Genomic DNA, 26,692 nt, shown 5'->3' on the forward strand with positions numbered 1-26,692 from the left:
CCCGAGCCCGGCCGATGGTCCCTCCAGCCCGACCGGCCGTGCACCTGCCCACCGCGCGCCAGCACCGGGCGAACGGCCCATCGGACCGTTGCCGGCGGGCGACCGGGTCGCTCACCTGGGGTGGCGCGGTGGTTGCGGCGGTCGGGTCAGGGGTGGTGGCGCCAGTGGTCGGAGCCGACGAGGTCCAGGAATCCTCGCCAGCGTTCCGGGGAGACCCGCAGCCGCGCGCCGTGCGGCTGCTTGGAGTCGCGGATGAGGGTGACATCAGCGCAGCGCGCGACCTCGATGCAGTTGCCGACCGAGCCGCTGCGGCTGCTGCGAAGCCATTTCTCGGGCATGCCGGCCCTCTCTGCTGGAGGCGGGTGACACGTCCATCTTCGTTGCTGCGACGGCGGATTCCAGTGGGCACCTGCAGTAACACCGCACGGCGAGCGATCATGCGTGCTGCCCCGTTCGCGCGGCGCGTGCGCGCGAACGAGGCAGTCGGGCGCGGCGGCCGCGTCAGGAGTTGCGGTCGATGATCCGGTCGATGAGCTCCCCGCCGGGGAAGTCCATCAGCACGACCCCGGTGCGCGGCACGTCGTTGTCCGCGAGGTGGCCGAGCGCGTGGTCGTTGACGCCGCGGATGTCGCCGGTGCCGCAGGCCACGGTCTTCGGGTTGGCACCGAGGCTGGATCCGCTGCTGAAGTTCCAGAACATCTCGCCGGAATCGGCGTCGTTCGTCTTGTCCCAGTGGTCGCGCACGTGGTTCCACTTGGTCTCGATGTCGCCGATGGTGGGCACCTGGTACTCGTCCTGGACGTAGTCGCCCCAGTTGTCGTTGGTGAACTGGGACAGCCCGTACCCGTCGACGAGCCCGCCCTGCGCTTCCTGCAGCGAGCCGAGCACGATCTTGCCGCGCACCGAACCGAGGTCGGGCATGCCGTCGTCGGCGGGGTTGAGCAGCCGCCCGCCGTTCGGGTCGTTGTCCCGGTACCAGTCGAGGATCTCGGCGGTGTCCTTGCTGCTGTTCTCGTCGGTGCAGGACCCGATGTCGCCGGTGCACTCGGCCTTGAGCCGCAGCACGATCGTCTCGCCGGGGTGCGCGGCGAGGAAACCGTCGGCCTTGGCGAGCACGTCGGCGAAGTTGGCGTTCTGGTAGAAGGTGCCGTGGTGGATGGTGAACAGGTCGTCCACCTTCCGCACCCGGATGTCGATGGCGCGGACCCCGGCGTCGAGCTGCGCGGTGAGCGTTTCCGCGCTGTCGCCGTGGTCCTCCTGGGTCTGGGTGATGTCCCCGCCGTGCAGCGAGAGCGTGTCGTGGGTGCCGGGGATGGACAGCGCGGCGAGGCTGGTGTCGTCGGGCAGCGCACCCATCCAGTCCGGGTGCGAGGCGTCGGTGAGGGATTCGCAGTAGGCCGTGGCGGCCTGCGCGGTCCCCGCGGGCACGAGGGTCACGGCGAGCGCCGCGGCGAACGTGACGGCGATCCGGGCGGTGGTCGAGGCGGTGGTCATGCGGCGATGATCGCGCCGCCACCGCTGCTCCCGGTCCCTCCTGGCGACATCCCGCCAGGCCGTTCACCCGCCGAAGCGCCCGCTCACCACCGAGGTCAGGAATCCACGCCACCGCGCCGCCGGAATCCGCAGCCACGCCCCGCCGGGTTCCTTGGAGTCCCGCACGACCGCCTCGGCAGGCTCGGCCGCCACCTCGACGCAGTCACCGTTCGATCCGCTGTGACTGCTCTTCCGCCAACGGTGTGCCATCGGACAACCCCTCCTCGCTGGATGAGATCAACTCGGCGGATCGGTCGCCGTTCAACACGACATCTTCGACGTCGAGCAGACCAGCCGGAAAGGGCTCACCCGCCGAAGCGCCCGCTCACCACCGCAGTCAGGAATCCACGCCACCGCGCCGCCGGAATCCGCAGCCACGCCCCGCCGGGTTCCTTGGAGTCCCGCACCCGGGTCTCGGCGGGGGCGATGGCCACTTCGACGCAGTTGCCGTTGGAGCCGCTACGGGTGCTCTTGCGCCACACCTCAGCCATCAGACTTCGCCCAGTTCCTCGCAGATCCGCCGGATGAGCTTCGCAGAGCTCTGCTCGCACAGCGCTTTCGAGTCGATATCTTCCACTCCGCGGATGAAGGGTTCAACGTCCTGGGGACGAGTCAGGAAGAGCCCGACCCGACGCGCTTCGACGTACACGTGGGGTTCGCGCGCCGGGAACTCGAGCACGACGAAAGCACCGTCCAGACCGGCGTGGATCCCCGCATCGCGCGGCACGACCTGAATTCGGACTCGCGGGTTCTCCTGCACCCGGTTCAGGCGCTCGAGCTGGTGGCGGGTGGCCGTATTCCCGCCGATCACTCGGCGCAGCGCGAACTCGTCGACGAGGAAGCGGACCGACGGGCCGTCCGGCCGGGTCAACAACGCCTGCCGGGCCGGCCTCGTCGACAGCAGCCATTCGGCATCGTTCCCGGTTCCGATGACGGCGCGGGCGTACTCGGGTGTCTGCAGCAGTCCCGGCACACCAGCCCGAGGGAGACATCGGTGATCTCCGAAGCCCTCGTCTCCAGCGCCACCAAACTGGTGATCTGCTGCGCGGTCGCGGGTCCGGTCGCCAACCAGGCGGTGCTGAAGTCGGTGCCGTCCACCTGCTCGATCAGCTGGTCGCGGCGCCTTCCGATGATGCCGTACACGGCGCACAGGGCGATGACCTCTTCCGGCTCCGGTGTCCGCGTCCCGAGTTCGGTGCGGGCGATGGAGGTGTGCGAGACACCGATCCGTTCGGCCACCGATCGGGTGGACATCCGGCATTCCTCGCGGGCCTTGCGCAGATCCGCGCCCAGCCCCACCTGACGCACCTTGCTCCCCCGCCGCACCGGCCTACCTCCGATTCCGCGCATTCCGTTGGCACACTTCGTGAAACAGCTGATACACCCGCGATTCCCACCCCGATTCGCAACCGGTTGCCGTGCCGGCCGGAAGCCTTCCAGCGTGCGCTTCACGCAATCGGTTGATCATGAGGAGCGGACGTGGCGAACGAGGGATGGCGCATTCCGGCAGGGGTGGATCCGGCGAGCGCGGAGGTGGTGCTGAGCGTCGCGACACCGCGTTCGGTGGCGCTGTGGCAGGGGGAGGCGGCGATCGAGCTGACCACGGCGCAGCTCGGTGAGCCGGCCGACCGAGCGTTCTACCTGCACGAGCTGATGCGCGCCGAGCAGTCCGACGTGGCGGAGGGGTTGCAGCCCACCTGGTGAGAGGCACGGCGTGGGCGGCGGGAGGACCAGCGCCGGAAGGATTACCTTGCCCGTATGGGTGTCGGGGTGGACGAGCTGGTCGCGGACGGCCCGCGGATCTTGGACGGCGGGCTGGCGACGGCGCTGGAGGCGCGGGGCGCGGACCTGTCCGGCGGGTTGTGGTCGGCGCGCTACCTGGTGGACGCGCCGGAGGACATCGTGGCCACGCACGAGGACTTCTTCGCCGCGGGGGCGGAGGTCGCGAAGTCCGCCGGGTACCAGGCGAGCTTCGAGGGTTTCGCGGCGCACGGCATCGGCCGGGAGCAGGCGGCCGAGCTGATGCGGCGCAGCGTGGAGCTCGCGCAGGAGGCCGCGCACCTGGCGCCGGTGCCGGAGCGGGTCGGCAAGACCGCGGCGCACCGCACCGGCCGGTTCGTGGCCGCCTCGGTGGGACCGTACGGGGCGATGCTGGCGGACGGTTCCGAGTACCGCGGCCGCTACGGGCTGGGGCACCGGGAGCTGGTGGCGTTCCACCGCAGGCGGATGGAGGTCTTCGCCGAGGCCGCGCCGGACCTGTTCGCCCTGGAGACGGTGCCGGACGCCGACGAGGCGGCGGCGCAGCTGGAGGCGCTGGACGGGCTGGGCGTCCCGGCGTGGTTGTCGTACACGATCTCCGGGGAGCGGACCCGCGCCGGCCAGTCCCTGGAGGAGGCGTTCGCGGTCGTGGCGGGCCGGGACGACGTGCTCGCGGTCGGGGTGAACTGCTGCTCCCCCGCCGACGCGACGCGCGCGGTGCCGGTGGCGCGGGAGGTCACCGGCAAACCGGTGGTGGTGTACCCGAACAGCGGTGAGGGCTGGGACGCGGTGCACCAGCGGTGGACCGGCACCTCCCGGTTCGACCCGGCGCTGGTGGGCCGGTGGGTCGCCGACGGGGCCGCGCTGGTCGGCGGCTGCTGCCGGGTGGCGCCCGCGGACATCGCGGCGATCGCCGGTCACCTGCGCTGAACGAGAACGGGCCGCCCGGCCCAAGGGAGTGGCCGGGCGGCCCGTTCGGTGCGCGGCGCCGAACGCCGGTCCCGGAGTGGCGCGCGACCAGGCATCAAGCCCGCGCCACCGTTCTCGTCCGTTGCCCCGTCAGCGGCGAAGCAGCTGAACCAGCGACCGCCGGAGCGGCAAGACCACCCGCCGGTTCTCGACATCCTCCCCGCGCGGACGGCGTTTCTCCGTTGCGGCGGAGTGAACGATCACAGCGCGAGGACGACGCCGACACCTGCCTTCGAACCCGCCCGGCGGGTCGTGCCCGTGCCTGGGCAGCGGCGAAGCCGCTGAGCCGCCGACCACCAGAGCGACCGGACCACCCGCCGGGTTCTCGGCGCCCTGCTCGCGAGGACTGCGTTCCTCCCGTGGCGAAGCCACCGGTGACAACGATCCCGCGGCGAGGCGGACGCCGAGGTTCCGCCACCCGAGCACTGCGCTAGAAGGGAACCTCAGGCCGCCCGCTGGGCCGGGGCCCAGTAGTCGACCATCTCGGCGAACACCTCGAACGCGGGCTTCGAGTACCCGTACGGCGCTTCCAGGTGCAGGCTCAGCGGGAACCCGAGCCCGGCCACGCCGTCGATGACGCTCTTGTACAGGTCGAGCAGCTTGCGCTTGCGCTCCTCGAAGGACAGGCCGGTGATCGAGGCGACGAACCGCTGCTCGGCCTCCACCGCCGGATTGCCCGGGTCCTGGATGAGCCAGTCGATGAGCCCGCGCTTGGCCTCCACGCCCGGCACGAAGCCGAACGAGAGCAGGATCTCCGGCCGGTGCGGCGTCTTCTCGGCGAATTCCCGCAGGAAGCCGACGATGGCGTCCGAGTACAGCAGCTGCGTCATGCCGTAGTTCGCGCCGCGCTCGCACTTGAAGTTGAACCGGCCGTGCTCGCCCTCGCGGGTCGGGATGAGGATGGAACCGCGGTTGGGCACCACGTCCTGGAACTTGGCGAGCGCGTCGGTGGGCGGCACCCCGCCGCCCTCTCCCTCGGACATGGTGCGGGGCACGCCGACGAACGCGATGCCCTCCATGCCCGCCTTGCGCAGGTCCACCAGCCGGTCGCCGAGCTGCTGCTCGTCGAGGAAGGCGGTGACCTGGGTGCACAGCCCCTTCACATCGCCGATCTCGGGGCGCACCGCGTTCCAGAAGTCGATGACGTCCATCTTCGGCTTCATCTCGATCGGACGGTCGTCGTCCTCGGCGATGATGCCCGGGATCATCAGGTGCCCGATGCGGTCGGCGAGCCCGGCGGCGCGGCTGTTCTCGGCCACCTTGCGGCCTTCCGCCACGGCCTTCTCGTGTCCACCGTCGAGGTCGGGCGGTGCCAGTTCGAGTGCGATCGTGTCCATGTCGGCCTCAGGCCTTCCTTCCTCGCCGGTCCTCGCGAACCGCCCGGCCCTGTCGGAGGCCGGGCGCGTTCGGACCGCGCGACCGGAAATCGGGTTCGAGGGACGGGAGCGGGAGGGCACCGACCCCTCGACGGGTCTTGTCGTGGCAGGCGGGGGCCGCCACCGCCCGGGACGAGGTCCGGGCGGTGGCGCCCACGCGGGGCTGGTCCGCGGTGCGGCGGATCAGTACCGGTAGTGCTCCGGCTTGTACGGGCCGTCCACGTCGACACCGATGTACTCGGCCTGCGCCTTGGTCAGCGTGGTGAGCTTGACGCCGAGGGCGTCCAGGTGCAGCCGGGCGACCTTCTCGTCCAGGTGCTTCGGCAGCACGAAGACGTCCTTGGCGTACTCGCCGGGCTTCGTCCACAGCTCGATCTGCGCCAGGGTCTGGTTGGTGAACGAGTTGGACATGACGAAGCTCGGGTGCCCGGTGGCGTTGCCCAGGTTGAGCAGCCGGCCCTCGGACAGCACCAGGATGGAGTGGCCGTCGGCGAAGGTGAACTCGTGCACCTGCGGCTTGATCTCGACCTTCTTGATGCCCGGGGTCTTCTCCAGGCCGGCCATGTCGATCTCGTTGTCGAAGTGGCCGATGTTGCCCACGATGGCCTGGTGCTTCATCTTCGCCATGTGGTCGGCGGTGATGATGTTGAAGTTGCCGGTCGTGGTGACGAAGATGTCGGCGATCTCGACGACGTCGTCGAGGGTCTTGACCTCGTAGCCCTCCATCGCCGCCTGCAGCGCGCAGATCGGGTCGATCTCGGTGATGATCACCCGGGCGCCCTGGCCGCGCAGCGAGTCCGCGGAGCCCTTGCCGACGTCGCCGAACCCGGCGATCACGGCGACCTTGCCGCCGATGAGCGTGTCGGTGGCGCGGTTGATGCCGTCGACCAGGGAGTGGCGGCAGCCGTACTTGTTGTCGAACTTCGACTTGGTGACCGAGTCGTTGACGTTGATCGCCGGGAACAGCAGCTCACCGGTCTTCACCAGCTCGTAGAGCTTGTGCACGCCGGTGGTGGTCTCCTCGGTGACGCCCTTGATCTCGGCGGCGAGCTTGGTGAAGCGGTCCTTGCTCTTCGCCAGGCTGTTGCGCAGCGTCTCCAGGACGACCTTGAACTCGTCCGGGTCGTCCTCGGTGGCCTGCGGGACCGCACCGGCGGCCTCGAACTCGACGCCCTTGTGCACGAGCAGGGTGGCGTCGCCGCCGTCGTCGAGGATCATGTTGGCGACCTTGCCGTCGCCGAACTCCCACAGCTGGTCGGTGCACCACCAGTAGTCCTCGAGGGTCTCGCCCTTCCAGGCGAAGACCGGGACGCCCGCGGGCTTGTCCGGGGTGCCGTTCTTGCCGACGACGACCGCGGCCGCGGCCTCGTCCTGGGTGGAGAAGATGTTGCAGGACACCCAGCGCACCTCGGCGCCGAGCTCGACCAGGGTCTCGATGAGCACCGCGGTCTGCACGGTCATGTGCAGCGAACCCGCGATCCGGGCGCCCTTGAGCGGCTTGGAGTCCGCGTACTCCCGGCGAGTGGCCATCAGACCGGGCATCTCGTGCTCGGCCAGCCGGATCTGGTGCCTGCCGGCCTCGGCCAGGCTCAGGTCGGCGACGGCGAACTCGATGCCGTTGGCCTTCTGCAGCTTCGCGCTCATGATTTCCTTTCTAGAGTTCCCTGCTCGGGTTTCATCCCTGTCAGGGCGCTTTCCCTGCTCGGGTTTCCGCGGCACGCGCGCGGACCGCCGGTGATCAACCTTAAGGCCCGCGCGGGCGGCCTCATGTGTTGAAGTACTTCGCTTCGGGGTGGTGGGCGATGATCGCGTCGGTGGACTGCTCCGGGTGCAGCTGGTACTCCTCGGACAGCTCCACGCCGATGCGCTCGCTCTCCAGCAGTTCGACGATCTTCGCGCGGTCCTCGATCTCGGGGCAGGCGCCGTAGCCGAACGAGTAGCGGGCACCGCGGTAGCCGAGCTTGAAGAACTCGGTCACGTCCGACGGGTCCTCTTCGGACACCGCGCGGCCGCTGGACCACAGCAGTTCCCGCCGCACCCGGCGGTGCCAGTACTCGGCGAGCGCCTCGGTCAGCTGCACGCCCATGCCGTGTACTTCCAGGTAGTCCCGGTACGAGTTCTTCGCGAACAGCTCGTTGGCGTAGTCGGCGATGGGCTGGCCCATGGTGACCAGCTGCATCGGCAGCACGTCGACCTGCCCGGTCTCCAGCGCCTTCTCCCTGGTGCGGAAGAAGTCGGCGAGGCTGAGCCTGCGGTCGCGCTGCTGGCGCGGGAACGTGAACCGGGCGCGTTCGGGGGCGTCGGGCTCCTCCTTGTCCAGCACGATCACCGAGTTGCCCTCGGTGACGACCGGGAAGTAGCCGTAGACGACCGCCGCATGCTGCAGGATGCCCGCGGTGGCCAGCTCGTCCATCCAGTAGCGCAGCCGCGGCCTGCCCTCGGATTCGACGAGTTCCTCGTACGACGGCCCTTCGCCCTTGCGGGCGCCGCGCAGCCCCCACTGGCCGAAGAACGTGGCGCGCTCGTCGAGCAGCGCCAGGTAGTCGGCGGTGGGCACGCCCTTGATGACGCGCGATCCCCAGAACGGCGGGGTCGGCACCGGGGCGTCACCGTCCACATCGGACCGGATGGAGTCGTCGTAGAGGTCGGGCAGCGGACCCTGCTCGGCCTTGCGCTTCTCGGCGATGCGCTTGGAGCGCTCGTGGCGTTCCTTGCGCTCGGCCTTCTTCGCCTCCTCGGCCTCGCTGACCTCCGGGGAGTCGCCGCGCTTGATGGCCATCAGCCGGTCCATCAGGTTGAGGCCCTCGAAGGCGTCCTTCGCGTAGCGCACGTCGCCCTGGTACATCTCGTCCAGGTCGTTCTCCACGAACGAACGGGTCAGCGCCGCGCCGCCCAGCATCACCGGGTACTTGTCGGCGATGCCGCGCTCGTTCATCTCCTGCAGGTTGTCCTTCATGATCACGGTGGACTTCACCAGCAGGCCGGACATGCCGATCACGTCGACCTTGTTCTCGTCCGCCGCGTCCAGGATGGCGTTCACCGGCTGCTTGATGCCGATGTTCACCACGTCGTAGCCGTTGTTGGACACGATGATGTCGACGAGGTTCTTGCCGATGTCGTGCACGTCGCCCTTGACCGTGGCCAGCAGCAGCTTGCCCTTGCCGCCGGAGTCGTCCTTCTCCATGTGCGGTTCCAGGTAGGCCACCGCGGTCTTCATCGTCTCCGCGGACTGCAGCACGAACGGCAGCTGCATCTGCCCGGAGCCGAACAGGTCGCCGACGACCTTCATGCCCGCGAGCAGGTGCTCGTTGACGATCTGCAGCGGCGCCTTCTCCTGCATGGCGGCGTCGAGGTCGGCCTCCAGGCCGTTGCGCTCGCCGTCGACGATGCGCTTCTCCAACCGCTCGAACAGCGGCAGCTTCGCCAGCTCCTCCGCGCGGGAGGCACCGGCCGAGGACGCGGTCTTGCCCTCGAACAGCTGCATCAGCTTCTGCAGCGGGTCGTAGTCCTCGGTGCGGCGGTCGTAGACGAGGTCCAGGGCGACCTGGCGCTGCTCGTCGTCGATCTTGCTCATCGGCAGGATCTTGGACGCGTTCAGGATCGCCGAGTCCAGGCCGGCTTCGCGGCACTCGTTGAGGAACACCGAGTTCAGCACCTGCCGCGCGGCCGGGTTCAGGCCGAACGACACGTTGGACAGGCCCAGCGTGGTCTGCACCCGCGGGTGGCGGCGCTTGAGCTCCCGGATGGCCTCGATGGTCTCGATGCCGTCCCGGCGGACCTCCTCCTGACCGGTGGTGATCGGGAAGACGAGGCAGTCGATGATGATCGCCGACTCGTCCAGGCCCCAGGTGCCGGTGATCTCGGCGATGAGGCGCTCGGCGATCCGCAGCTTCCACTCGGCGGTGCGGGCCTGGCCCTCCTCGTCGATGCACAGCGCGACGACGGTGGCGCCGTGCTCGCGCACCATCGCCATCACCTTCTGGAACCGCGAGTCCGGCCCGTCGCCGTCCTCGTAGTTCACCGAGTTCACCGCGCAGCGCCCGCCGAGGTGCTCCAGCCCGGCCTGCAGCACGGCGGCCTCGGTGGAGTCCACCATGATCGGCAGCGTGGAGGCGGTCGCCAGCCTGCTCGCCAGCTCCCGCATGTCCTCGGCGCCGTCGCGGCCCACGTAGTCCACGCACAGGTCGAGCATGTGCGCGCCCTCGCGGGTCTGGGCCTTCGCGATCTCCACGCAGTCCTCGTAGCGGCCGTCGAGCATCGCTTCGCGGAACTTCTTGGAGCCGTTGGTGTTGGTGCGCTCGCCGACGTTGAGGATGCTGGCGTCCTGCTCGAACGGCACCGACTGGTACACCGAGGACACCGCGGGGATCACCTCGGGGGTGCGCGCCTGCGGGGTCAGCTCGGCGACCGCCTCGGAGACGGCCCGCACGTGGTCGCCGGTGGTGCCGCAGCAACCGCCGACCAGCCGCGCGCCGAAGTCGGTGACGAACCCGGCCAGCGCCGTCGCCAGCTCGTCCGGCTGCAGCGGGTACACCGCGCCGTTCGGGCCGAGCTCGGGCAGGCCCGCGTTCGGCATCACCGAGATCGGGATCTGCGCGTGCTGGGCCAGCACCCGCAGGTGCTCGCTCATCTCGGCGGGGCCGGTGGCGCAGTTCATGCCGATCAGGTCGATGCCCAGCGGCTCCAGCGCGGTCAGCGCGGCGCCGATCTCGGAGCCGACCAGCATGGTGCCGGTCTGCTCCACGGTGACCTGCGCGATGATCGGCAGCCACCGGCCGGTCTGCTCCATCGCGCGCTTGGCGGCCACGATCGCCGCCTTGGTCTGCAGCAGGTCCTGGGAGGTCTCCACCAGCACCACGTCGATGCCGCCGTCGATCATGCCGAGCACGTTCTCGACGTACGCGTCGCGCAGGTCCGCGTACGGCGCGTGCCCGAGGGTGGGCAGCTTGGTGCCCGGCCCCATCGAACCGAGCACGAACCGCGGCTTGTCCTTCGTGGCGTACTCGTCGGCGGCCTCGCGGGCCAGCCGGGCACCCTTCTCCGCGAGGTCGCGGATGCGCTCCGGGATGCCGTACTCGCCGAGGTTGGCGAGGTTCGTGCCGAAGGTGTTGGACTCGATCGCGTCCGAACCGGCCTCCAGGAAGCCCCGGTAGACCCCGGAGACCACGTCCGGCCGGGTCTCGTTCAGGATCTCGTTGCAGCCTTCGAGGTTCGCGAAGTCGTCCAACGACAGGTCGTAGCCCTGCAACGCGGTACCCATGCCGCCGTCCGCGACGAGCACGCGCTCGTTGAGCGCGGTCAAGAATCCGCTCGGATCACGCCCCGAGCCGTTGCCGCCGTTCGTGTTGACCCCATTCATCCAACTGCCTCTTCCCACGCTACCTGCGCCACGCCCGAACCCCAGTGTGCTCGCCGGGGCGGTGCCGGGAACCGCCGCCCCGGACACCGCCCCGGGGAACTCAACGCAGCTTCGAACCGATCTCGGCGGCGGCGGTGTCGCCGTACGCCTCACCGATGCGCGCGAGGAACGACTCGCGCTCGACGTCGTACTCCTGCGGCCCGTCCGTCTCCAGCGAGACGGTGGCCAGCGTGCAGCCCAGCTGCAGGGACCGCTCCACGCTCAGCTCGCCGGAGAGCCCGGCCAGGAAGCCGGCGCGCAGGGCGTCGCCGACACCGGTCGGGTCGCCCTTCTGCTTCTCCTTGGGCGGCTGGATCTCGAAGGTCGGGGCGTCGGCCGACTCGACCTTGAGGCCCTTGGCGCCCAGCGAGGTGACCCAGGCGCCGACCTCGGCCAGCACCTCGTCGTGGCTCCAGCCGGTGCTCTGCAGCAGCAGGCCGTGCTCGTACTCGTTGGTGAACAGGTACCGCGCGCCGCGGACCAGCTCGCGGACCGACTCGCCGTCCATCCGGGCCAGCTGCTGGCCGGGGTCGGCGAGGAACGAGTAACCGCGCTCCCGGCACTCCGCGGTGTACTTGACCATCGCGTCCGGGTCGTTCGCGGAGATCACCACGAGGTCCAGCCCACCCGCGCGGTCCGCGACGGACTTGAGCTCGATCTGCGCGGCCTCCGACATGGCGCCCGGGTAGAACGAGGCGATCTGGTTGAAGTCCTGGTCGGTGGTGCACAGGAACCGGGACGTGTGCTTGGTCTCGGACACGTGCACCGAAGCGGTGTCCACTCCGTGGCGTTCCAGCCACGCGCGGTACTCTTCGAAGTCCTGGCCGACGGCGCCGACCAGCAGCGAGGTGACTCCGAGCTTGCCGAGACCGAAGGTGATGTTCGCCGCGACCCCGCCGCGACGCACCTCCAGCTCGTCGACGAGGAAGGACAGGGACACCTGCTCCAGCTGGTCCGCGATCAGCTGCTCGGCGATCCTGCCCGGGAAGGACATCAGGTGGTCGGTGGCGATCGACCCGGTCACCGCAATCCGCACTGCAACAACTCCTTCTCGGCCGGCCGGCGACATCGTCGGCCACCGGCCTTGAGAACTTCTCGATTCCTGGGGCGCACCGGGCCGCGGGGCGCGGCAGTACCGCGCCCCGTGGCAGCCCGTGCGTTCGTCCGCACTAGTCGATCAGATGCCCGCTGCGCTCTTGAGCGCGGCGGCCCGATCGGTGTTCTCCCAGGGCAGGTCGACGTCGCTGCGGCCGAAGTGGCCGTAGGCGGCGGTCTGCGCGTAGATCGGGCGCAGCAGGTCCAGGTCCCGGATGATCGCCGCCGGACGCAGGTCGAACACCTCGTTGATCGCGGCCTGGATCTTGACCGGGTCGACGTTCTCGGTGCCGAAGGTCTCCACGAACAGCCCGACCGGAGCGGCCTTGCCGATCGCGTAGGCGACCTGCACCTCGATGCGCCCGGCCAGCCCGGCCGCCACCGCGTTCTTCGCCACCCAGCGGGTCGCGTAGGCCGCGGAGCGGTCCACCTTCGACGGGTCCTTGCCGGAGAAGGCACCGCCGCCGTGGCGGGCCATGCCGCCGTAGGTGTCGACGATGATCTTGCGGCCGGTCAGGCCCGCGTCGCCCATCGGACCGCCGACCACGAACCGGCCGGTCGGGTTGATCAGCAGGCGCAGGTCGGAGGTGTCCAGGCCGACGCGCTCCAGCTCGGGCGCGATGACCTTGTCGTTGATGTCCTTGGTCAGCGTCTTCTCGAGGTCGATGTCCTCGGCGTGCTGGGTGGACAGCACGACGGTGTCCAGCCGCACCGGCTGGTCCCCGGCGTACTCGATGGTCACCTGGGTCTTGCCGTCGGCCCGCAGGTACGGCAGCGTGCCGTCCTTGCGCACCTCGGTCAGCCGGCGGGAGAGCCGGTGCGCCAGCGTGATGGGCAGCGGCGCCAGCTCGTCGGTGTCGTTGCAGGCGTAGCCGAACATCAGGCCCTGGTCGCCGGCACCCTGCTTGGCGATCTCGTCGATGACGCCCTCGACGCGGCTCTCGTGGGCGGTGTCCACGCCCTGGCCGATGTCGGGGGACTGCGCGCCGATCGCGATGTTCACGCCGCAGGAGTTGCCGTCGAAGCCCTTCGACGACGAGTCGTAACCGATCTCGAGGATCTTCTCCCGCACGATGGACGGGATGTCGACGTAGGCGTCGGTGGTGACCTCACCGGCCACGTGCACCTGGCCGGTCGTGACCAGGGTCTCCACCGCCACCCGGGAACGGGGGTCCTGGGCCAGCATCGCGTCCAGCACGGAGTCGCTGATCGCGTCGCAGATCTTGTCCGGGTGCCCCTCGGTCACGGACTCACTGGTGAACAACCTGCGGTTGATCTCACTCACGGCTCAACCTCACCTCTCAGCTTCTTTGGCTGCTTCGATCCTTGCGCACTCGTGACACGGATGTCATGAGTGTCCACTCACTGGCACCCCGCCGACCGGCCCAGCGGAGCCGACCGTACGCACGATTGATGATCATGCACGGGCGTGGATGATGCCCCATGCCAGGCTTCCTGCGTTCCCGGAGTCCACCCAGGCCCGCAGGCCTCGCTTCATCTTCGTGCGATATTCCTCACCGATGCGGTCGGACAGTTCGGACTCGCGGCTCTCCAGCACGTCCAGCACCCGCTGGTAGTGCACGGGCAGGTACGAGCTGAGGTCCTCGAAGTCGATCGTCTGGAGGCCCAGGCGGGCCAGTTCGCGCCGGTAGAAGCCGGGCGAACCCATAGTGTCCAGGTTCAGCCGATCCAGGATCGGACCCAGGTCCCGCTTGCGGGCCGTGTCGGCGGCCATCGGGTCGGTGAACACGAACGAACTGCCCTTGCTCAGCACCCGGGCCACCTCCTCCAGCACGCGCTCGCGGTCGCCGCTGTGCAGGATCGCGTCCTGGGACCACACCAGGTCGAAGGCGTTGTCCTGGAACGGGATGTCCTCGAAGGAGCCGTCCTTGACCTCGATGAGGTCGGCGAGTCCCGCGGCCTCGTTGAACTGGACGTTGCGGGCGTTCTCCACCTCGCTGAGGTTCAGGCACGCGACCTTGCAGCCGTAGGTCTTCGCCAGGTACCGGGCGGCACCGCCGTAGCCGGAGCCGATGTCGAGGATCCGGGTCTCCGGGGTGATCTCGACCTTGCTCGCCATGCGCTCCACGGTGCGCCGGGACGCGGCGTCGATGTCCTCGTCCGGGGTGTTGTAGAGGCCGACGTGGATGTCGTTGCCGCCCCACACGTGGTAGTAGAAATTGTCGGCGTCCTCGGAATTGTAGTAATCCCGAGCGGTGTGCACCGCCGTGGAATACACGTCCGCCAATTGCTCCTCGGTCCGGTAGTTCTTCTCCGCCACGTGGATGAAGAAGTCCGGGTCCTGGTCCGCGTAGGTTTCCTGGAAATCGCCGTACGTGTCGATCCGCTGGAATCCGACTTCGCGCAGCAGTCGCCGCACGTAGTTCTTCCGCAACGGATACATGTTGAGGTAGAACTCGCTCTTGTCCGGGAAGGTGTACTTGAACCGGGCGAGCCCCTCGTCGACGTGGTCGGGCTCCGCGGAGACGTCGTCGCCCGCGTAGTAGTAGGTGTGCTTGCTGGAGAACCCGTCGTCCAGGATCGCGTCGTAGTTGCGCTGGTCGATGATCAACACGCCGTCGTGCTTGAGCATCGCGTAGAACTCGGCCAGCGCCTTGCGCCGGTCCCGCTCGGAGAACAGGTGCGTGAACGAGTTGCCCAGGCAGATGATGGCGTCGTACTCGCCGTGCACGTCGCGGTTCAGCCAGCGCCAGTCGGCGTGCACCACGCGCAGGATGTGCCCGCCGTAGGTCAGGCCGTTGCTGAACGCCTTGGCCAGCATCTGGGGGCTGCCGTCGGCGCTGACCGTCTCGAAGCCCTCCTCCAGCAGGCGCACCGAGTGGAACCCGGTGCCGGTGGCGACGTCCAGCACGGACTCGACACCACGGGCCTTGAGCTGGTCGATGAAGAAGCGGCCCTCGCTCTCGTAGCGCTTCTTCCAGTCGATCAGGTCGTCCCACTTGTCGACGAAGCCGCCGACGTACTCGTGGGTGTAATGGTCGGATTCGCGCACTTCCAACGGGTTGTCGCCGAAGACCTGCTCCTCGCGGGCCACCAGTTCGGCCGAGTCCTCGGCCGCTCCACCGCGTTCACCGTGCTGAGCCAGGTCGTCCACGCTCTTGGCCATGCTTCACTCCCACCACTCGCGTTGGTCATGCGCCTCATGCACCACTCAGTCCGCGCGAATCCGCCTCGTCGAGATCAACTCGCGGTCGTGCGGGGTCGCCGCTCGAATAAAGGCGACACCTACGCGCCGGCGTGGGCGGCCGAAGAATTCAGGCCGCGCACCTACGCCAGTCGTCGCACTCGGCCCGCTCCATTGCCGACCGGCGCTCGACGCGAAATCCGTGCGTCGAGTAACCAAACTATTCGAATGAGTTGCCGAAGCAAGCGTGCAGAGGTGTGACGCTGATCACGTCAATGGGATATAAGCGTGATTCGTGCCGTCACCCAGGGTAAAAATATGCGCTGCCACCAGCGATTTTTCTTCCCCATTTTGCGGCATGTCACGATCGCATAAGTGCACCGCAGCGCCGATGTGTGTAGTATCGCGTACGCAGCACTTACCACGACAACAGCGAATAGCGCAACCGCGAATGCCCACAAAACTTCGGCGGCGGGGCTCGCGGCGGGTACCGATTTCCCTTTTTACGCCGGTGACATCGGTCCGGGGAGCTCAGGATGTTACGATGCCAGCCCCCGCAGCGCTAGCCCCCGACACGGTTTTTCCGGATTTTCCGCACTCTCCGCGCTCGGCCCCTGCTCCGGGCCCCGCTCCACCGATCGGACCATCGCCGCAGCGCACACGCGCGCCGAGCCCGCCGGATCCCCCATCCCCCGCCCGGCCGCCACCTGCTCGGCCGCGCAGCCCCGACCGCGGCCCGCACTCGCCGACCCACCGGCCGCGCACCGCGCGGGGGACGAATTCGACGAATTCTGAATTGATTCCCACGAATGGCGGCGGATTTCAGGCGGAGACATGACTCACCCGAATTCCGCCGCCCCGCGCAATGCGGTGCGCCCGCCTGGGCGCCGCCGGACGTGTCCGCGCCGGGCGTCAGTACTTCCGGAAGCGGGCGTCCAGCTTGAGCGCGGCGTTGAGCACCGACTCCGGCATCCGGCTGCCCGCCTGGCTCTTCGCGATGCGCCCCGCGCTCGGGACCGCGCCGCGCTCCGGCCAGCTCGCCGGATCCCACAGCGCGGAGCGCAGGAACGCCTTCGCGCAGTGCAGGTACAGCTCGTCGATGCGCACCCGGATCGCCAGGTCCGGGCGCTTGCCGTCCACCGCCAGCTCCGCCAGGTGCGGGCCGCCGCGCAGGATGGTGGCGGTGCCGTTCACCCGCATCGTGTCGTTCGAGCCGGGGACGAAGAACAGCATGCCCACCTGCGGGTGCCGCAGGACGTTGCGCAGGCTGTCCAGCCGCCGGTTCCCCTTGCGGTCGGCGAACACCAGGGCGCGCCCCTCGTCGACGACCAGCACGCCGCCGGGCGGATCACCGCGCGGCGAGACGTCCATCGAGCCGTCCGGGCACGTGGTGGCGAGCACGAAGAACGGGGACGCCCGCAGGAACAGCGCGGACTGCTCGTCGACGTGGTCGATCGCCTTCTCCGCGATGACCCGGTGCGGCTCGGCGACGATCTCGCGCAGCTGCTCCTCGGAGCCCACCTCGTCCGAGTCCGCCTCGATGCCGTTGCGTCCGCTCACGTCGTCTCCCCAGTCGTCGGCGCGATCCCACCCCCGGGACCACTTGTTAGGTTACCCTAACTCACCGCGAGCGGGCCATGATCCGGCTCGACCGGGGGCCGCTCCGACCGGGCCGGGTGGAGCAGTCGGCCCGCCGCCGAACGCCGCGCGCCCGCCCCCGGAACGGGTGCGGGCGCGCGGTCGTCAATGCGGGGACACCGGTGCGCCGGACGGACCAGCGGTGCCGCCCGGCGAACGGGTCAGGACTTGAGGTCCGGGAAGTCCTCCTCGCGGTACTCCCCGGCCGGGGACGGCGCCGCGTGGATCTCCTCCTCGCGAGTGCGCAGCTCGACGCGGCGGATCTTGCCGGAGATCGTCTTCGGCAGCTCGGTGAACTCCAGCCGCCGGATCCGCTTGTACGGGGCGAGGTGCTCGCGGGCGAAGCGCAGGATCGCCAGCGCCGTGGCCTCCCCCGGCTCCCAGCCCGCCGCCAGCACCACGTACGCCTTCGGCACCGCCAGCCGGATCGGGTCCGGGGACGGCACCACCGCGGCCTCGGCGACCGCCTCGTGCTCCAGCAGCACGCTCTCCAGCTCGAACGGCGAGATCCGGTAGTCGGAGGCCTTGAACACGTCGTCGGTGCGGCCCACGTAGGTGATGTAGCCGTCCGCGTCCCGCGAGCCCACGTCCCCGGTGTGGTAGTAGCCGCCGCGCAGCACCTCGGCGTTGCGCTCGGCGTCGTCGGCGTAGCCGGTCATCAGGCCCACCGGCCGCGGGTCCAGCCGCAGGCAGATCTCGCCCTCCGCGGCCTCCTGCCCGGTCGCCGGATCGATCAGCGCCACCTCGAACCCGGGCAGCGCCCGCCCCATCGAACCGGGCTTGAGCTCCTGGCCGGGCGTGTTGGCGACCTGCACGCTGGTCTCGGTCTGGCCGAAGCCGTCCCGGATGGTGACGCCCCAGGCGCGGCGGACCTGCTCGATCACCTCCGGGTTCAGCGGCTCGCCCGCCCCCAGCACCTTGCGCGGCGGGGTGCGCAGCGCGGTCAGGTCGGCCTGGATGAGCATCCGCCACACCGTCGGCGGGGCGCAGAAGCTGGTCACGCCGCAACGCTGCATCTCGCCGAGCAGGGCGGCGGCGTCGAAGCGCTCGTAGTTGTAGATGAACACCGTCGCCTCGGCGTTCCACGGCGCGAACACGTTGCTCCACGCGTGCTTCGCCCAGCCCGGCGAGGAGATGTTCAGGTGCACGTCGCCCGGTTCCAGCCCGATCCAGTACATCGTGGACAGGTGCCCGACCGGGTAGGAGACGTGGGTGTGCTCGACCAGCTTCGGCTTCGCGGTGGTGCCGGAGGTGAAGTACAGCAGCAGCGGGTCCGCGGCCCGGGTCGGCCCGTCCGGCTCGAACGCCTCCGCGGCGGTCGCGCTGTCGGCGTAGGCGTGCCAGCCCTCGGCGCCGCCGACCGCGATCCGGGTGTAGTCGCCCGGCACGTCGGCGAACTTCGGCGCGTGCGCCGAGGTCGTCACCACGTGCCCGGCGGCGCCGCGGTCGACGCGGTCGCGCAGGTCGGCGGGCCCCAGCAGCGGCGTCGCCGGGATGATCACGGCGCCGAGCTTCATCGCGGCGAGGATGGTCTCCCACAGCTCGACCTGGTTGCCGAGCATGAGGATCAGCCGGTCGCCGCGGGCCACGCCGAGCTCGCGCAGCCAGTTCGCCACCTGGTTCGAGCGGCGGGAGAGCTCGCCGAAGGAGAACTTCCGCTCGGAGCCGTCGGATTCGACGATCCACAGCGCGGTCCGGTCCTGCCTGCCCGCGATGGTGTCGAACCAGTCCAGCGCCCAGTTGAACTCGGCGGGGCGCGGCCAGCGGAACGCGTCCCTGGCCGCGGCGTAGTCCTCGCGCGTGCTCAGCAGCAGATCGCGGGCGGCGAGGAACTCGACGCCACCGGGTCCCGCTGCCGCCCTGCCCGCATCGGTCTGCTCGGTCACGTCCGCGTCCTCCTCGACCACCGGTTGCACGTGCCGCGCGTGCGCCGACCGTCCCGTTCGGACGATCGCCGGCGCGCCGGACCAACTTAACCGGCACACCCGATCAGATCCATGCCGCTGGTCCGATGCGCGGGCATTCGGGTGGTGCCGTTGACTTCACGTGCGGTCGTGGTCATTCTTGTTGCTTGTTGTGGCTTCGCTTTCGTCCTGTTTCGCCGTCTCGGGGGGCGTGGGCGCGATCCACGACACCTGGGGGCTGCACTGATCGGCACGAGCCGACTCGACCGGCCCCCGCTCCCACCGGTTCGAATCCACCAGGAGGCCACGTGCACCGCCGCGCGTTGACCCGCCGACCACTAGTCCGATTCCGCGTCGGCGCTCTGATCGGCGCCGCCATGCTCGCTACCGTCACCGGTATGCCCGCTCAGGCCGAACCCGCCGCATGGGAACCGAAGGACCCGCCGCTGGCGACTCCGTGGACCGACCAGGTCGGCCCGGACAACGCCCTGCCCGACTACCCGCGCCCGCAGCTCACGCGCGAGCGCTGGCAGAACCTCAACGGGCTGTGGGACTTCGCCGGATCCGACACCCCGCCCAGCGAGACCGACGAGCAGATCCTGGTGCCCTACCCGCCGGAGTCCGGCTTGTCCGGCATCCAGCGCCACGACGACCACCTGCTCTACCACCGCGAGTTCCAGGTGCCCGCCGACTGGTCCGGCCAGCGGGTGCTGCTGCACTTCGGCGCCGTGGACCAGAAGGCGACCGTCAGCGTCAACGGCCAGGAGGTCGCCACCCACCAGGGCGGCTTCACCGAGTTCAGCGCCGACGTCACCGACGCGCTCACCGGCGACGGCCCGCAGCAGCTGACCGTCGCGGTCGAGGACCGCAACGAGGACAACCCGTTCCCGGTCGGCAAGCAGCGCAACGACCCCAGCGGGATCATGTACACCGGCGCCTCCGGCATCTGGCAGACGGTGTGGATGGAGCCGGTCGCCGACTCGCACATCACCGGCCTCGACATCACCCCGGACCTGGCGTCGAACAGCTTCGCCGTGCGCGCCGACGGTTCGCAGGGCGGCCGCGTCGAGGCCGTGCTCAGCGAGCGGGACGGCGGCGCGGAGGTCGCCACCGCCACCGGTGAAGCCGGTCAGGACCTGCGCCTCGAGGTGCCGGACCCGCACCTGTGGTCGCCGGACGACCCGTACCTCTACGACGTGCAGGTGCGGCTGCTCGGCGAGGACGGGCAGCCCGTCGACGAGGTCGGCAGCTACGCCGGGATGCGCTCCATCGGGCTCGTCGACGACGAGCAGGGCAGGCCGCGGCTCGCGCTGAACGGGAAGATCCTGTTCCAGCACGGCCCGCTGGACCAGGGCTACTGGCCGGACGGCATCTACACCGCGCCGACCGACGAGGCGCTGCGCTTCGACCTGGAGCAGACCAAGGAACTCGGCTTCAACATGGTGCGCAAGCACATCAAGGTCGAACCGGCCCGCTGGTACTACCACGCGGACCAGCTGGGCCTGCTGGTGTGGCAGGACATCCCCGCGCTGCTCAGCGGCGAGACGCCCGGTGACGAGGCGAAGGCGAACTTCGAGGCCGAGGCCGCCGACATCGTCGACCAGCTGCACAACTCGCCGTCGATCGTCACCTGGGTGCCGTTCAACGAGGGCTGGGGCGAGTTCGACACCGCCCGCATCGCCGAGCAGGTCGAAGCGCAGGACCCGACCCGGCTGGTGAACCCGGCCAGCGGCGTGAACTGCTGCGACTCGCTGCCGGACACCGGTGCCGGGCACATCTACGACGACCACACCTACGTCGGCCCCGGCGCGCCGGACGTGACCGGCGACCGCGCCTCGGTGGACGGCGAGTACGGCGGGCTGGGCCTCATCGAGGACGGGCACCTGTGGCCCGGTGAGCCCTCGTCGTACGAGATCGTCGACACCCGCGCCGACCTGACCCGCCGCTACCAGGAAGTGCACGACGACCTGGTGGACATCATCCGGGACAAGGGCCTGTCCGCGTCGGTCTACACCCAGACCACCGATGTGGAGAACGAGGTGAACGGTTTCTTCACCTACGACCGGCAGATCCTCAAGCCGGACCTGGACGCGGTGCGCGCCGCGAACCGGGCCGTGATCGACGCGGGCACCCCGTGACGAACCGACGGTGACGAACCGGAGGTGACGCGCCGAAGGTGACGGACCGAGGGTGGACGAGCGGAGGGCGAGCGATCGAGGAACGGTCGATCAGCGCTGATCGACCAGGAGTGCTCGCCCGGGGCGTGCTCGCCTCGACCACCCCGCGCACGACGACGCCCCGGCCGGTACCCCACTACCGGCCGGGGCGTTCTTCCCACCGCAGCAGCGAATTCCCGCGACCGAGGAGGACGACGATGTCCCAGGAGCACGGTGCCCCCAGCAGGTGGAGCAGGCGAACGTTGGGCGGTGCGGCGCTGGCCGCGGCCGGGGCGGCGGCGCTCACCGGGGCGCTGCCCGGTGGCCGGCGCGCGGCGGCCGCCCCGGCGGGCGGTGCGTCGATGCACGGCAGGCTCTACGAGCTGCGCAACGGGCGGCACACCGCGGTGGTCGCGGGCGTGGCGGCCACCATGCTGTCCTGGCAGGTCGACGGGACCGAGATGCTGCTGACCCACGGCGCAGACGAGCTCGGCGAAGGCTGGCAGGGCAAGACGCTGCTGCCGTGGGCGAACCGCATCGACGGCGGCGCCTACGAGTTCGGCGGCGAGCAGCTGCAAGTGCCGATCAACGAGCCGGAGCGGGACTGCGCGCTGCACGGCCTGATGGGCTTCACCGAGTGGAGCCCGGTGGAGCACCGCCGGGACCGCGTGGTGCTGGAGCACGTGCTGCCGCCGCACTACGGCTACCCGTTCCAGCTGGCGTTCCGCATCGAGTTCGCCCTGGAGCGCGGCGGGTTCCGCAGCACGCTGTCCGCGCGCAACATCGGCTCCGGCGACGCCCCGTTCGCCACCGCGAACCACACCTACCTGGCGGCGGGCACCGGCACCATCGACGAGCTGGTGCTGCAGCTGCCCGCGGACACCTACTACGAGGTGGACGACCGGCTGCTGCCCACCGGCACCTCCCCCGTCGCGGGTGGTGAGTACGACTTCCGCGCGGCGCGGCCGATCGGGTCGACGGTGCTGGACACCGCGTTCACCGACCTCGCCCGGGACGCCGACGGCACCGCGACCGTCCGATTCGGACGGTCCGACGGGAGCGACGTGGAGCTGTGGGTGGACCGCACGCACGGGTACCTGCAGGTCTACACCGACGACTCGCCGGAGGCCGACCGGCCCGCGCGCTCGGGCCTCACCGTGGAGCCGATGACGTGCGCCCCCAACGCTTTCGTCACCGGTGACGGATTGATCGTGCTGCGCCCCGGGCAGGAGCACCGCGGCAGCTGGGGCTACCGGCTCGCCGAGTAGCCCGCCGCCCGACCGCGCGGTGGCACCGCTCGCCACCGCGCGGACCGGGGCGGCGGCCGAAGTCCTACAGTGCAGTCGTGGCCGACTACATCCAGATCCCCACCCCCGCGGGCACCTTCGACGCGCTCAGCGCCGGCGCCGAAGGCGACCGCCCCGTCCTGCTGCTGCACGGCTTCCCGCAGGCCGCCATCGAATGGCGCGAGCAGCTCGCCGTGCTCGGTGGCGCGGGCTGCCACGCCGTGGCGCCCGACCAGCGCGGCTACTCCCCCGGCGTCCGCCCGGCCGACGTCGCCGATTACCGGATGGAGGAGCTGATCGGCGACGTGCTGGCCATCGCCGACCGGCTCGGCTGGGACCGCTTCGACCTGGTCGGGCACGACTGGGGCGCGGCCGTGGCCTGGTCGGTCGCCGCGGCGCACCCGGAGCGGGTCCGCACGCTCACCGCGGTGTCCGTGCCGCACCTCGACGCGTTTTCGCAGGCGCTGCGCGAGGACGAGGACCAGCAGCGGCACTCCGAGTACATGCAGGTGTTCCGCCGCTCCGGCTCCGACAAGCAGCTGCTGGAGGACGGCGCGCGGCGGCTGCGGCGGATCTACGAGCACAAGATCCCGGAGACGCACGTCGAGGAGTACGTGCAGCGCTTCACCGAACCGGGCGCGCTGGACGCGGCGCTGAACTGGTACCGCGCGGCCAAGTTCGCCGGTCCCATCGGCCGCATCCAGGTGCCGACGCTGTACGTGTGGAGCACCGAGGACAACGCGCTCGGCTCCACGGCGGCGCTGGCCACCGGCGAGCACGTCGACGGCGACTACCGGTTCGAGATGGTCGAGGACGTCTCGCACTGGGTCCCGGAGCAGGCGCCCGAGGAGCTCACCCGGTTCGTCCTGGAGCACCTCATCGCCCACCAGGACGAGTGAGCGGAGCCGGAGAGCGGCATCGCCCCGCGCGGCCCCGCTCTCCGGTCAGCCCTCCGCGGACACCCCGGTCGCCAGGAACCGCAGCATGTCCGAGCCGACCACGTCGAACACCGACCCGTCGTGCCCGCCGGGCAGCACCGACAGCACCGGCGTGTTCGGGTATTCGGCGGCCAGCTCCTCCGCACCTTCCCGGTACAGGTCGACGTCGCCGACCCAGACCCCCACCGGGATGTCGCCGAGCAGGTCGGTGTGCCGCAGCGGGTCGTGGTCGTGCCACTCCTGCTCGCTGGCGAACACGCCCTTCTCGTTCATCAGCTCCCAGGTGACCGGCAGCGCGGGCGCGAGCAGCGCCGCGGCCTCCACCGGCAGCCCCACCTGCGTTCGTTCGGCCGCGTAGTTCAGCGCGCCGAAGCCACCGGTCGATATCCCGGCGACCGCGAACGGCAGCCCGTCCCGGTCGCCCAGGTGGCGGGACCGCAGCCATGCCGGGACCTCTTCCAGCAGCATGCTCAGCAGGTCGCCGTTCGCGGAGCCGTCGTTCCAGTACGAGTTGAAGCCGCCGTCCACCGCGAGCAGGCCGAACGGCGGGATGGCGCCCGCGGCGTACTCGGTCTCGAGCTTGCTGAGCGTCTCGTACGGGATCGGGGTCGGGCTCATCCCGTCCCTGCCGTGCAGGTACAGCACGATCGGCAGGTTCTCGGTGGCCTCCAGCCCGTTCGGGAACGCGAACATGAGCTGCACGTCCGCGTCCCGGTAGTAGGACCGCTCGGTGTCGACCCGCAGCACCGGTCCGGTCGCCGCCGGAGTGCGCGGCATCGGTCTGCGCAGCGGCGCCTCGGCCGTGGCCACGCCCGGGTTCGAGCGCCCGCACGCCGCCGCGGTCGCACCGACCGCCGTCACACCCATCAAGGACAGCAGGCTCCGCCGCCCCAGTTTCACGTTCCGCATTCGCCTGCCACCACGTCGTCAACGTCCCGCGGATACTTTACCGACGCCTCCGGTGGTTGTCCGCGAGGCCGACCCCCTGCAGCATGACCTGGGAACCGAGTGGAGAGGGGAACGGGTGTGAACGGTGCGGAGAGCCTGCTCACCGCGGCCCGCGAGGCGGGCGTGACGACGTGCTTCGCGAACCCGGGCACGACGGAACTGCCGCTGGTGGAGGCGTTCGACTCGGTCGGCGGCATCCGCGCGGTGCTGGGACTCGCCGAGGGCGTGGTGACCGGTGCCGCCGACGGCTACGCGCGGATCGCCGGGCGGCCCGCGATGACGCTGCTGCACCTGGGGCCGGGTTTCGCCAACGGCATCGCGAACCTGCACAACGCGCGCCGCGCCCGCACGCCGATGCTCAACGTGATCGGCGAGCACGCCAGCTGGCACCAGGCCGCGGACGCGCCGCTGTCCTCCGACATCGAATCGCTGGCGCGGCCGGTGTCCTGCCGGGTGTCCCGCACGTCGGGCGCGGCGGCGGCCGCGGCCGAGTTCCTCGAGGTCCGGCAGGCGGCGCTGCGGGACCGGATGCCCGCGACGCTGATCGCCGCGGCCGACCACATGTGGGCGGACGGCGGCGAGGTGCCCGCCGCGCCCGCCGCACCCGTGCTGTCCACTGTGGACGACCAGCGGGTGGCGGGGATCGCGAAGCTGCTCGCCGGACCCGGCCGCCCCGCGCTGCTGCTCGGCGGGACGGCGCTCGGGGCGGACGGGCTGCGGCTGGGTGCCCGGATTGCGGCCGCCACCGGCGGCCGGGTGTTCGCCGAGCGGAACCCGGCGCGCCTCGAACGCGGCCCGGACGTGCCCGCGGTCCGCTCGCTGCCGTACTTCCCGGAGGACACCCTCGCGGCGCTCGCCGAGCACACCCACCTGGTGCTCGTCGGCACCGGCCTGCCGGTGTCCTTCTTCGGCTACCAGGGCCAGCCGAGCGTTCCGGTACCCGAGCACGTGCAGGTGCACACCCTCGCCGACCTCGACGAGGATCCCGTCGACGCGCTCGCCGCGCTCGCCGACGCCGCCGGGGCCGGTGCGGAACCGCCCGCGCGGGAGCAGCCGGTGCTCCGCCCACCGGAAGGCGAGCTGCACGCGAAGGCCATCGCCACCGCCATCGCGCTCGACCAGCCCGAGCACGCGATCATCGTGAACGAGGGCATCACCGCGGCCGCGGCCTACCCGGCGGTCGCCGCCGCCGCTCCCGCGCACACCGAGCTCGCGCTGACCGGCGGGGCGATCGGCATGGGCATCCCGGTGGCCACCGGTGCCGCGCTCGCCGCGCCCGACCGGCCGGTGATCACCCTGCAGGCCGACGGCAGCGCCGCCTACACGGTGCAGGGGCTGTGGACGCAGGCCAGGGAAGGCCTCGACGTGACGACGGTGCTGTGCGCCAACTCCCGCTACCGCATCCTGGAGGCCGAGCTCGGCCGCGCCGGGGTTCGGCGTCCCGGGCCCGCGGCGACCGGCATGACCAGCCTCGCCGACCCGGGTGCCGACTGGGTCGCGCTGGCCACCGGTTTCGGCGTTCCCGCGGTCCGCGCCACCACCGGCGAGGAACTCCGCACCGCCCTCCGCCGCGCCCGCGACGAGCCCGGACCCCACCTCATCGAGGCGGTCCTGCCCTGACACCGCGCGCCGGGCGGCCCGCCTTGAACCCACCCGGCGGATCTTGGTCTGTCCCCTGTCAGCGGCGAAGCCGCTGAGCCAATGACCACCCGATCAACCGTCCCACCCGCGGGTTCTCAGCGGACCTCTCGCGAGGACAGCGATTTCTCCTGTGGCGGAGCCACCGGTGAAATCGATCCCGCAGCGAGAGGGCCGTTGAGGTTCCGCCACTAGCCCCCTCGCAGCAGAAGGCGCTCGGTCCGAAAGATCACTTGACGCAGCGCTGCGGTGGCGGGATCAGGTCGTGGCGCAGCGCCAGGGAGGCGGCTTCGAGGCGGGAGTGGACGCCGAGCTTGGTGAGCACCGCCTGCACGTGGGTTCGCACCGTCGCCGGGGACACCCCCAGCGACTTCGCCATCGTCGCCGTCTGCGCGCCCTCGGTGAGCATGCCGAGGCATTCGCGTTCCCGGGCGGTCAGGTAGGAGGCGAGCCGCCGCGCGTCCAGCGCCTCACCGCGCGGCTGCTGCGCCGGAACCCGGGATGCGGCCAGCGCCACCACGGTCTCCCCGCCGGCGACCGCGGTGAGCGCGTCCAGCAGGTTCGCCAGCCCGCACATCTTGTTCACGTACCCCACCGCGCCCGCCGACAGCGCGCCGCGCACCCCGCGGGCGTCCCCGTCCGCGGTGAGCACCACGACCTTCGCGGCCGGTGCGGCAGCCCGCACCTCCGGGAGCCGTGCCACTCCGTCCCCGTCCCCGAAGTACCGATCCAGCAGGCAGATGTCCGGGGCCAGCCTGCGCGCCGCGGCGACCGTGCCCGCGATCGAACCGGCGGTGCCGACCACCGGGAACCCGCGTGCCGACAGCGCCGAGACCAGCGCGTCCACGAAGATCGCGTGGTCGTCGCCGAGCAGCACCCGACTCGAACCGTCCCCCATGCCTCTCCCCCA

Annotated in this window: 22 protein-coding genes; 6 read left to right on the forward strand and 16 right to left on the reverse strand. The window is 70.5% G+C overall.

Annotation, left to right across the window (positions count from 1 at the left end; translation table 11 throughout):
• Positions 1-146: 146 nt before the first annotated feature.
• The 6 genes from AC29IT_RS02705 to AC29IT_RS02730 form a co-directional block, all read right to left on the reverse strand.
• Positions 147-338 carry a DUF397 domain-containing protein gene (locus AC29IT_RS02705; protein ID WP_358442549.1) on the reverse strand — a complete coding sequence of 64 codons (192 nt, stop codon included), beginning with the start codon at positions 336-338 and terminating at the stop codon, positions 147-149.
• A 163-nt stretch (positions 339-501) separates the two neighbouring features.
• A complete protein-coding gene (locus tag AC29IT_RS02710; RefSeq protein WP_358442547.1) occupies positions 502-1,494 on the reverse strand; it encodes a phosphatidylinositol-specific phospholipase C in 993 nt (330 codons plus the stop codon).
• 63 nt (positions 1,495-1,557) lie between these two features.
• Positions 1,558-1,743: a DUF397 domain-containing protein gene (locus AC29IT_RS02715; RefSeq protein ID WP_358442544.1), complete on the reverse strand. Its 186-nt coding sequence runs from the start codon at positions 1,741-1,743 to the stop codon at positions 1,558-1,560.
• Between the two features lie 95 nt (positions 1,744-1,838).
• Complete coding sequence (locus AC29IT_RS02720) at positions 1,839-2,024, reverse strand: DUF397 domain-containing protein (RefSeq protein WP_358442541.1); 186 nt, start codon at positions 2,022-2,024, stop codon at positions 1,839-1,841.
• The gene (locus AC29IT_RS02725) at positions 2,024-2,506 is read right to left on the reverse strand and encodes a DUF5753 domain-containing protein (protein ID WP_358442538.1); all 483 of its coding nucleotides are present in this window, start codon (positions 2,504-2,506) and stop codon (positions 2,024-2,026) included. Before AC29IT_RS02725 ends, AC29IT_RS02720 begins: the two co-directional genes overlap by 1 nt.
• Positions 2,401-2,832 (reverse strand): helix-turn-helix transcriptional regulator, encoded by a 432-nt coding sequence (locus tag AC29IT_RS02730; RefSeq protein ID WP_488217689.1) that lies wholly within the window; start codon positions 2,830-2,832, stop codon positions 2,401-2,403. Before AC29IT_RS02730 ends, AC29IT_RS02725 begins: the two co-directional genes overlap by 106 nt.
• A 180-nt stretch (positions 2,833-3,012) precedes the next feature.
• Here AC29IT_RS02730 and AC29IT_RS02735 point away from each other — a divergent pair, with 180 nt between their 5' ends.
• Positions 3,013-3,237, forward strand: a complete 225-nt coding sequence (locus AC29IT_RS02735; protein ID WP_358442536.1) for a hypothetical protein — start codon at positions 3,013-3,015, stop codon at positions 3,235-3,237.
• Positions 3,238-3,291: 54 nt separating this feature from the next.
• Positions 3,292-4,221 (forward strand): homocysteine S-methyltransferase, encoded by a 930-nt coding sequence (gene mmuM, locus AC29IT_RS02740; protein ID WP_358442533.1) that lies wholly within the window; start codon positions 3,292-3,294, stop codon positions 4,219-4,221.
• Positions 4,222-4,703: 482 nt separating this feature from the next.
• On the opposite strand, the gene AC29IT_RS02745 is transcribed toward mmuM, so the two are convergent.
• From AC29IT_RS02745 to AC29IT_RS02780, 8 genes are all read right to left on the reverse strand, one after another.
• Positions 4,704-5,597: a mycobacterial-type methylenetetrahydrofolate reductase gene (locus AC29IT_RS02745; RefSeq protein ID WP_488217690.1), complete on the reverse strand. Its 894-nt coding sequence runs from the start codon at positions 5,595-5,597 to the stop codon at positions 4,704-4,706.
• A gap of 222 nt (positions 5,598-5,819) precedes the next feature.
• Positions 5,820-7,280 (reverse strand): adenosylhomocysteinase, encoded by a 1,461-nt coding sequence (gene ahcY / locus AC29IT_RS02750; RefSeq protein WP_488217691.1) that lies wholly within the window; start codon positions 7,278-7,280, stop codon positions 5,820-5,822.
• A 121-nt stretch (positions 7,281-7,401) separates the two neighbouring features.
• Positions 7,402-10,995, reverse strand: a complete 3,594-nt coding sequence (gene metH / locus AC29IT_RS02755) for a methionine synthase (RefSeq protein WP_488217692.1) — start codon at positions 10,993-10,995, stop codon at positions 7,402-7,404.
• A 100-nt stretch (positions 10,996-11,095) separates the two neighbouring features.
• Positions 11,096-12,070: a carbohydrate kinase family protein gene (locus tag AC29IT_RS02760; RefSeq protein WP_358442521.1), complete on the reverse strand. Its 975-nt coding sequence runs from the start codon at positions 12,068-12,070 to the stop codon at positions 11,096-11,098.
• A 141-nt stretch (positions 12,071-12,211) separates the two neighbouring features.
• The gene (gene metK, locus AC29IT_RS02765; RefSeq protein ID WP_358442519.1) at positions 12,212-13,414 is read right to left on the reverse strand and encodes a methionine adenosyltransferase; all 1,203 of its coding nucleotides are present in this window, start codon (positions 13,412-13,414) and stop codon (positions 12,212-12,214) included.
• Positions 13,415-13,546: 132 nt separating this feature from the next.
• Positions 13,547-15,256 (reverse strand): glycine/sarcosine N-methyltransferase, encoded by a 1,710-nt coding sequence (locus tag AC29IT_RS02770; protein WP_488217693.1) that lies wholly within the window; start codon positions 15,254-15,256, stop codon positions 13,547-13,549.
• A gap of 930 nt (positions 15,257-16,186) precedes the next feature.
• The gene (locus tag AC29IT_RS02775; RefSeq protein ID WP_488217694.1) at positions 16,187-16,834 is read right to left on the reverse strand and encodes an MSMEG_1061 family FMN-dependent PPOX-type flavoprotein; all 648 of its coding nucleotides are present in this window, start codon (positions 16,832-16,834) and stop codon (positions 16,187-16,189) included.
• A 239-nt stretch (positions 16,835-17,073) separates the two neighbouring features.
• Positions 17,074-18,798, reverse strand: a complete 1,725-nt coding sequence (locus AC29IT_RS02780) for an AMP-binding protein (RefSeq protein WP_488217695.1) — start codon at positions 18,796-18,798, stop codon at positions 17,074-17,076.
• Positions 18,799-19,214: 416 nt separating this feature from the next.
• Between AC29IT_RS02780 and AC29IT_RS02785 the strand changes: the two genes are divergently transcribed.
• The 3 genes from AC29IT_RS02785 (at position 19,215) to AC29IT_RS02795 (ending at position 23,157) form a co-directional block, all read left to right on the forward strand.
• Entirely contained in the window at positions 19,215-20,954 is a 1,740-nt protein-coding gene (locus AC29IT_RS02785) for a glycoside hydrolase family 2 protein (protein ID WP_488217696.1), read from the forward strand.
• Between the two features lie 236 nt (positions 20,955-21,190).
• Complete coding sequence (locus tag AC29IT_RS02790) at positions 21,191-22,240, forward strand: aldose 1-epimerase family protein (protein WP_488217697.1); 1,050 nt, start codon at positions 21,191-21,193, stop codon at positions 22,238-22,240.
• Positions 22,241-22,317: 77 nt separating this feature from the next.
• Positions 22,318-23,157 carry an alpha/beta fold hydrolase gene (locus AC29IT_RS02795; RefSeq protein WP_488217698.1) on the forward strand — a complete coding sequence of 280 codons (840 nt, stop codon included), beginning with the start codon at positions 22,318-22,320 and terminating at the stop codon, positions 23,155-23,157.
• Between the two features lie 45 nt (positions 23,158-23,202).
• Here the strand turns inward: AC29IT_RS02795 and AC29IT_RS02800 are convergent, their stop codons facing one another.
• A complete protein-coding gene (locus tag AC29IT_RS02800; RefSeq protein WP_358444205.1) occupies positions 23,203-24,105 on the reverse strand; it encodes an alpha/beta hydrolase-fold protein in 903 nt (300 codons plus the stop codon).
• A 117-nt stretch (positions 24,106-24,222) separates the two neighbouring features.
• Here AC29IT_RS02800 and AC29IT_RS02805 point away from each other — a divergent pair, with 117 nt between their 5' ends.
• Positions 24,223-25,764, forward strand: a complete 1,542-nt coding sequence (locus AC29IT_RS02805; protein ID WP_488217699.1) for an acetolactate synthase large subunit — start codon at positions 24,223-24,225, stop codon at positions 25,762-25,764.
• A 247-nt stretch (positions 25,765-26,011) separates the two neighbouring features.
• On the opposite strand, the gene AC29IT_RS02810 is transcribed toward AC29IT_RS02805, so the two are convergent.
• On the reverse strand, positions 26,012-26,680 hold the full coding sequence (locus tag AC29IT_RS02810; RefSeq protein ID WP_358444211.1) for a LuxR C-terminal-related transcriptional regulator: 669 nt from the start codon (positions 26,678-26,680) through the stop codon (positions 26,012-26,014).
• Between the last annotated feature and the right edge of the window lie 12 nt (positions 26,681-26,692).

This window comes from Saccharopolyspora sp. MMCC62, assembly GCF_057736575.1.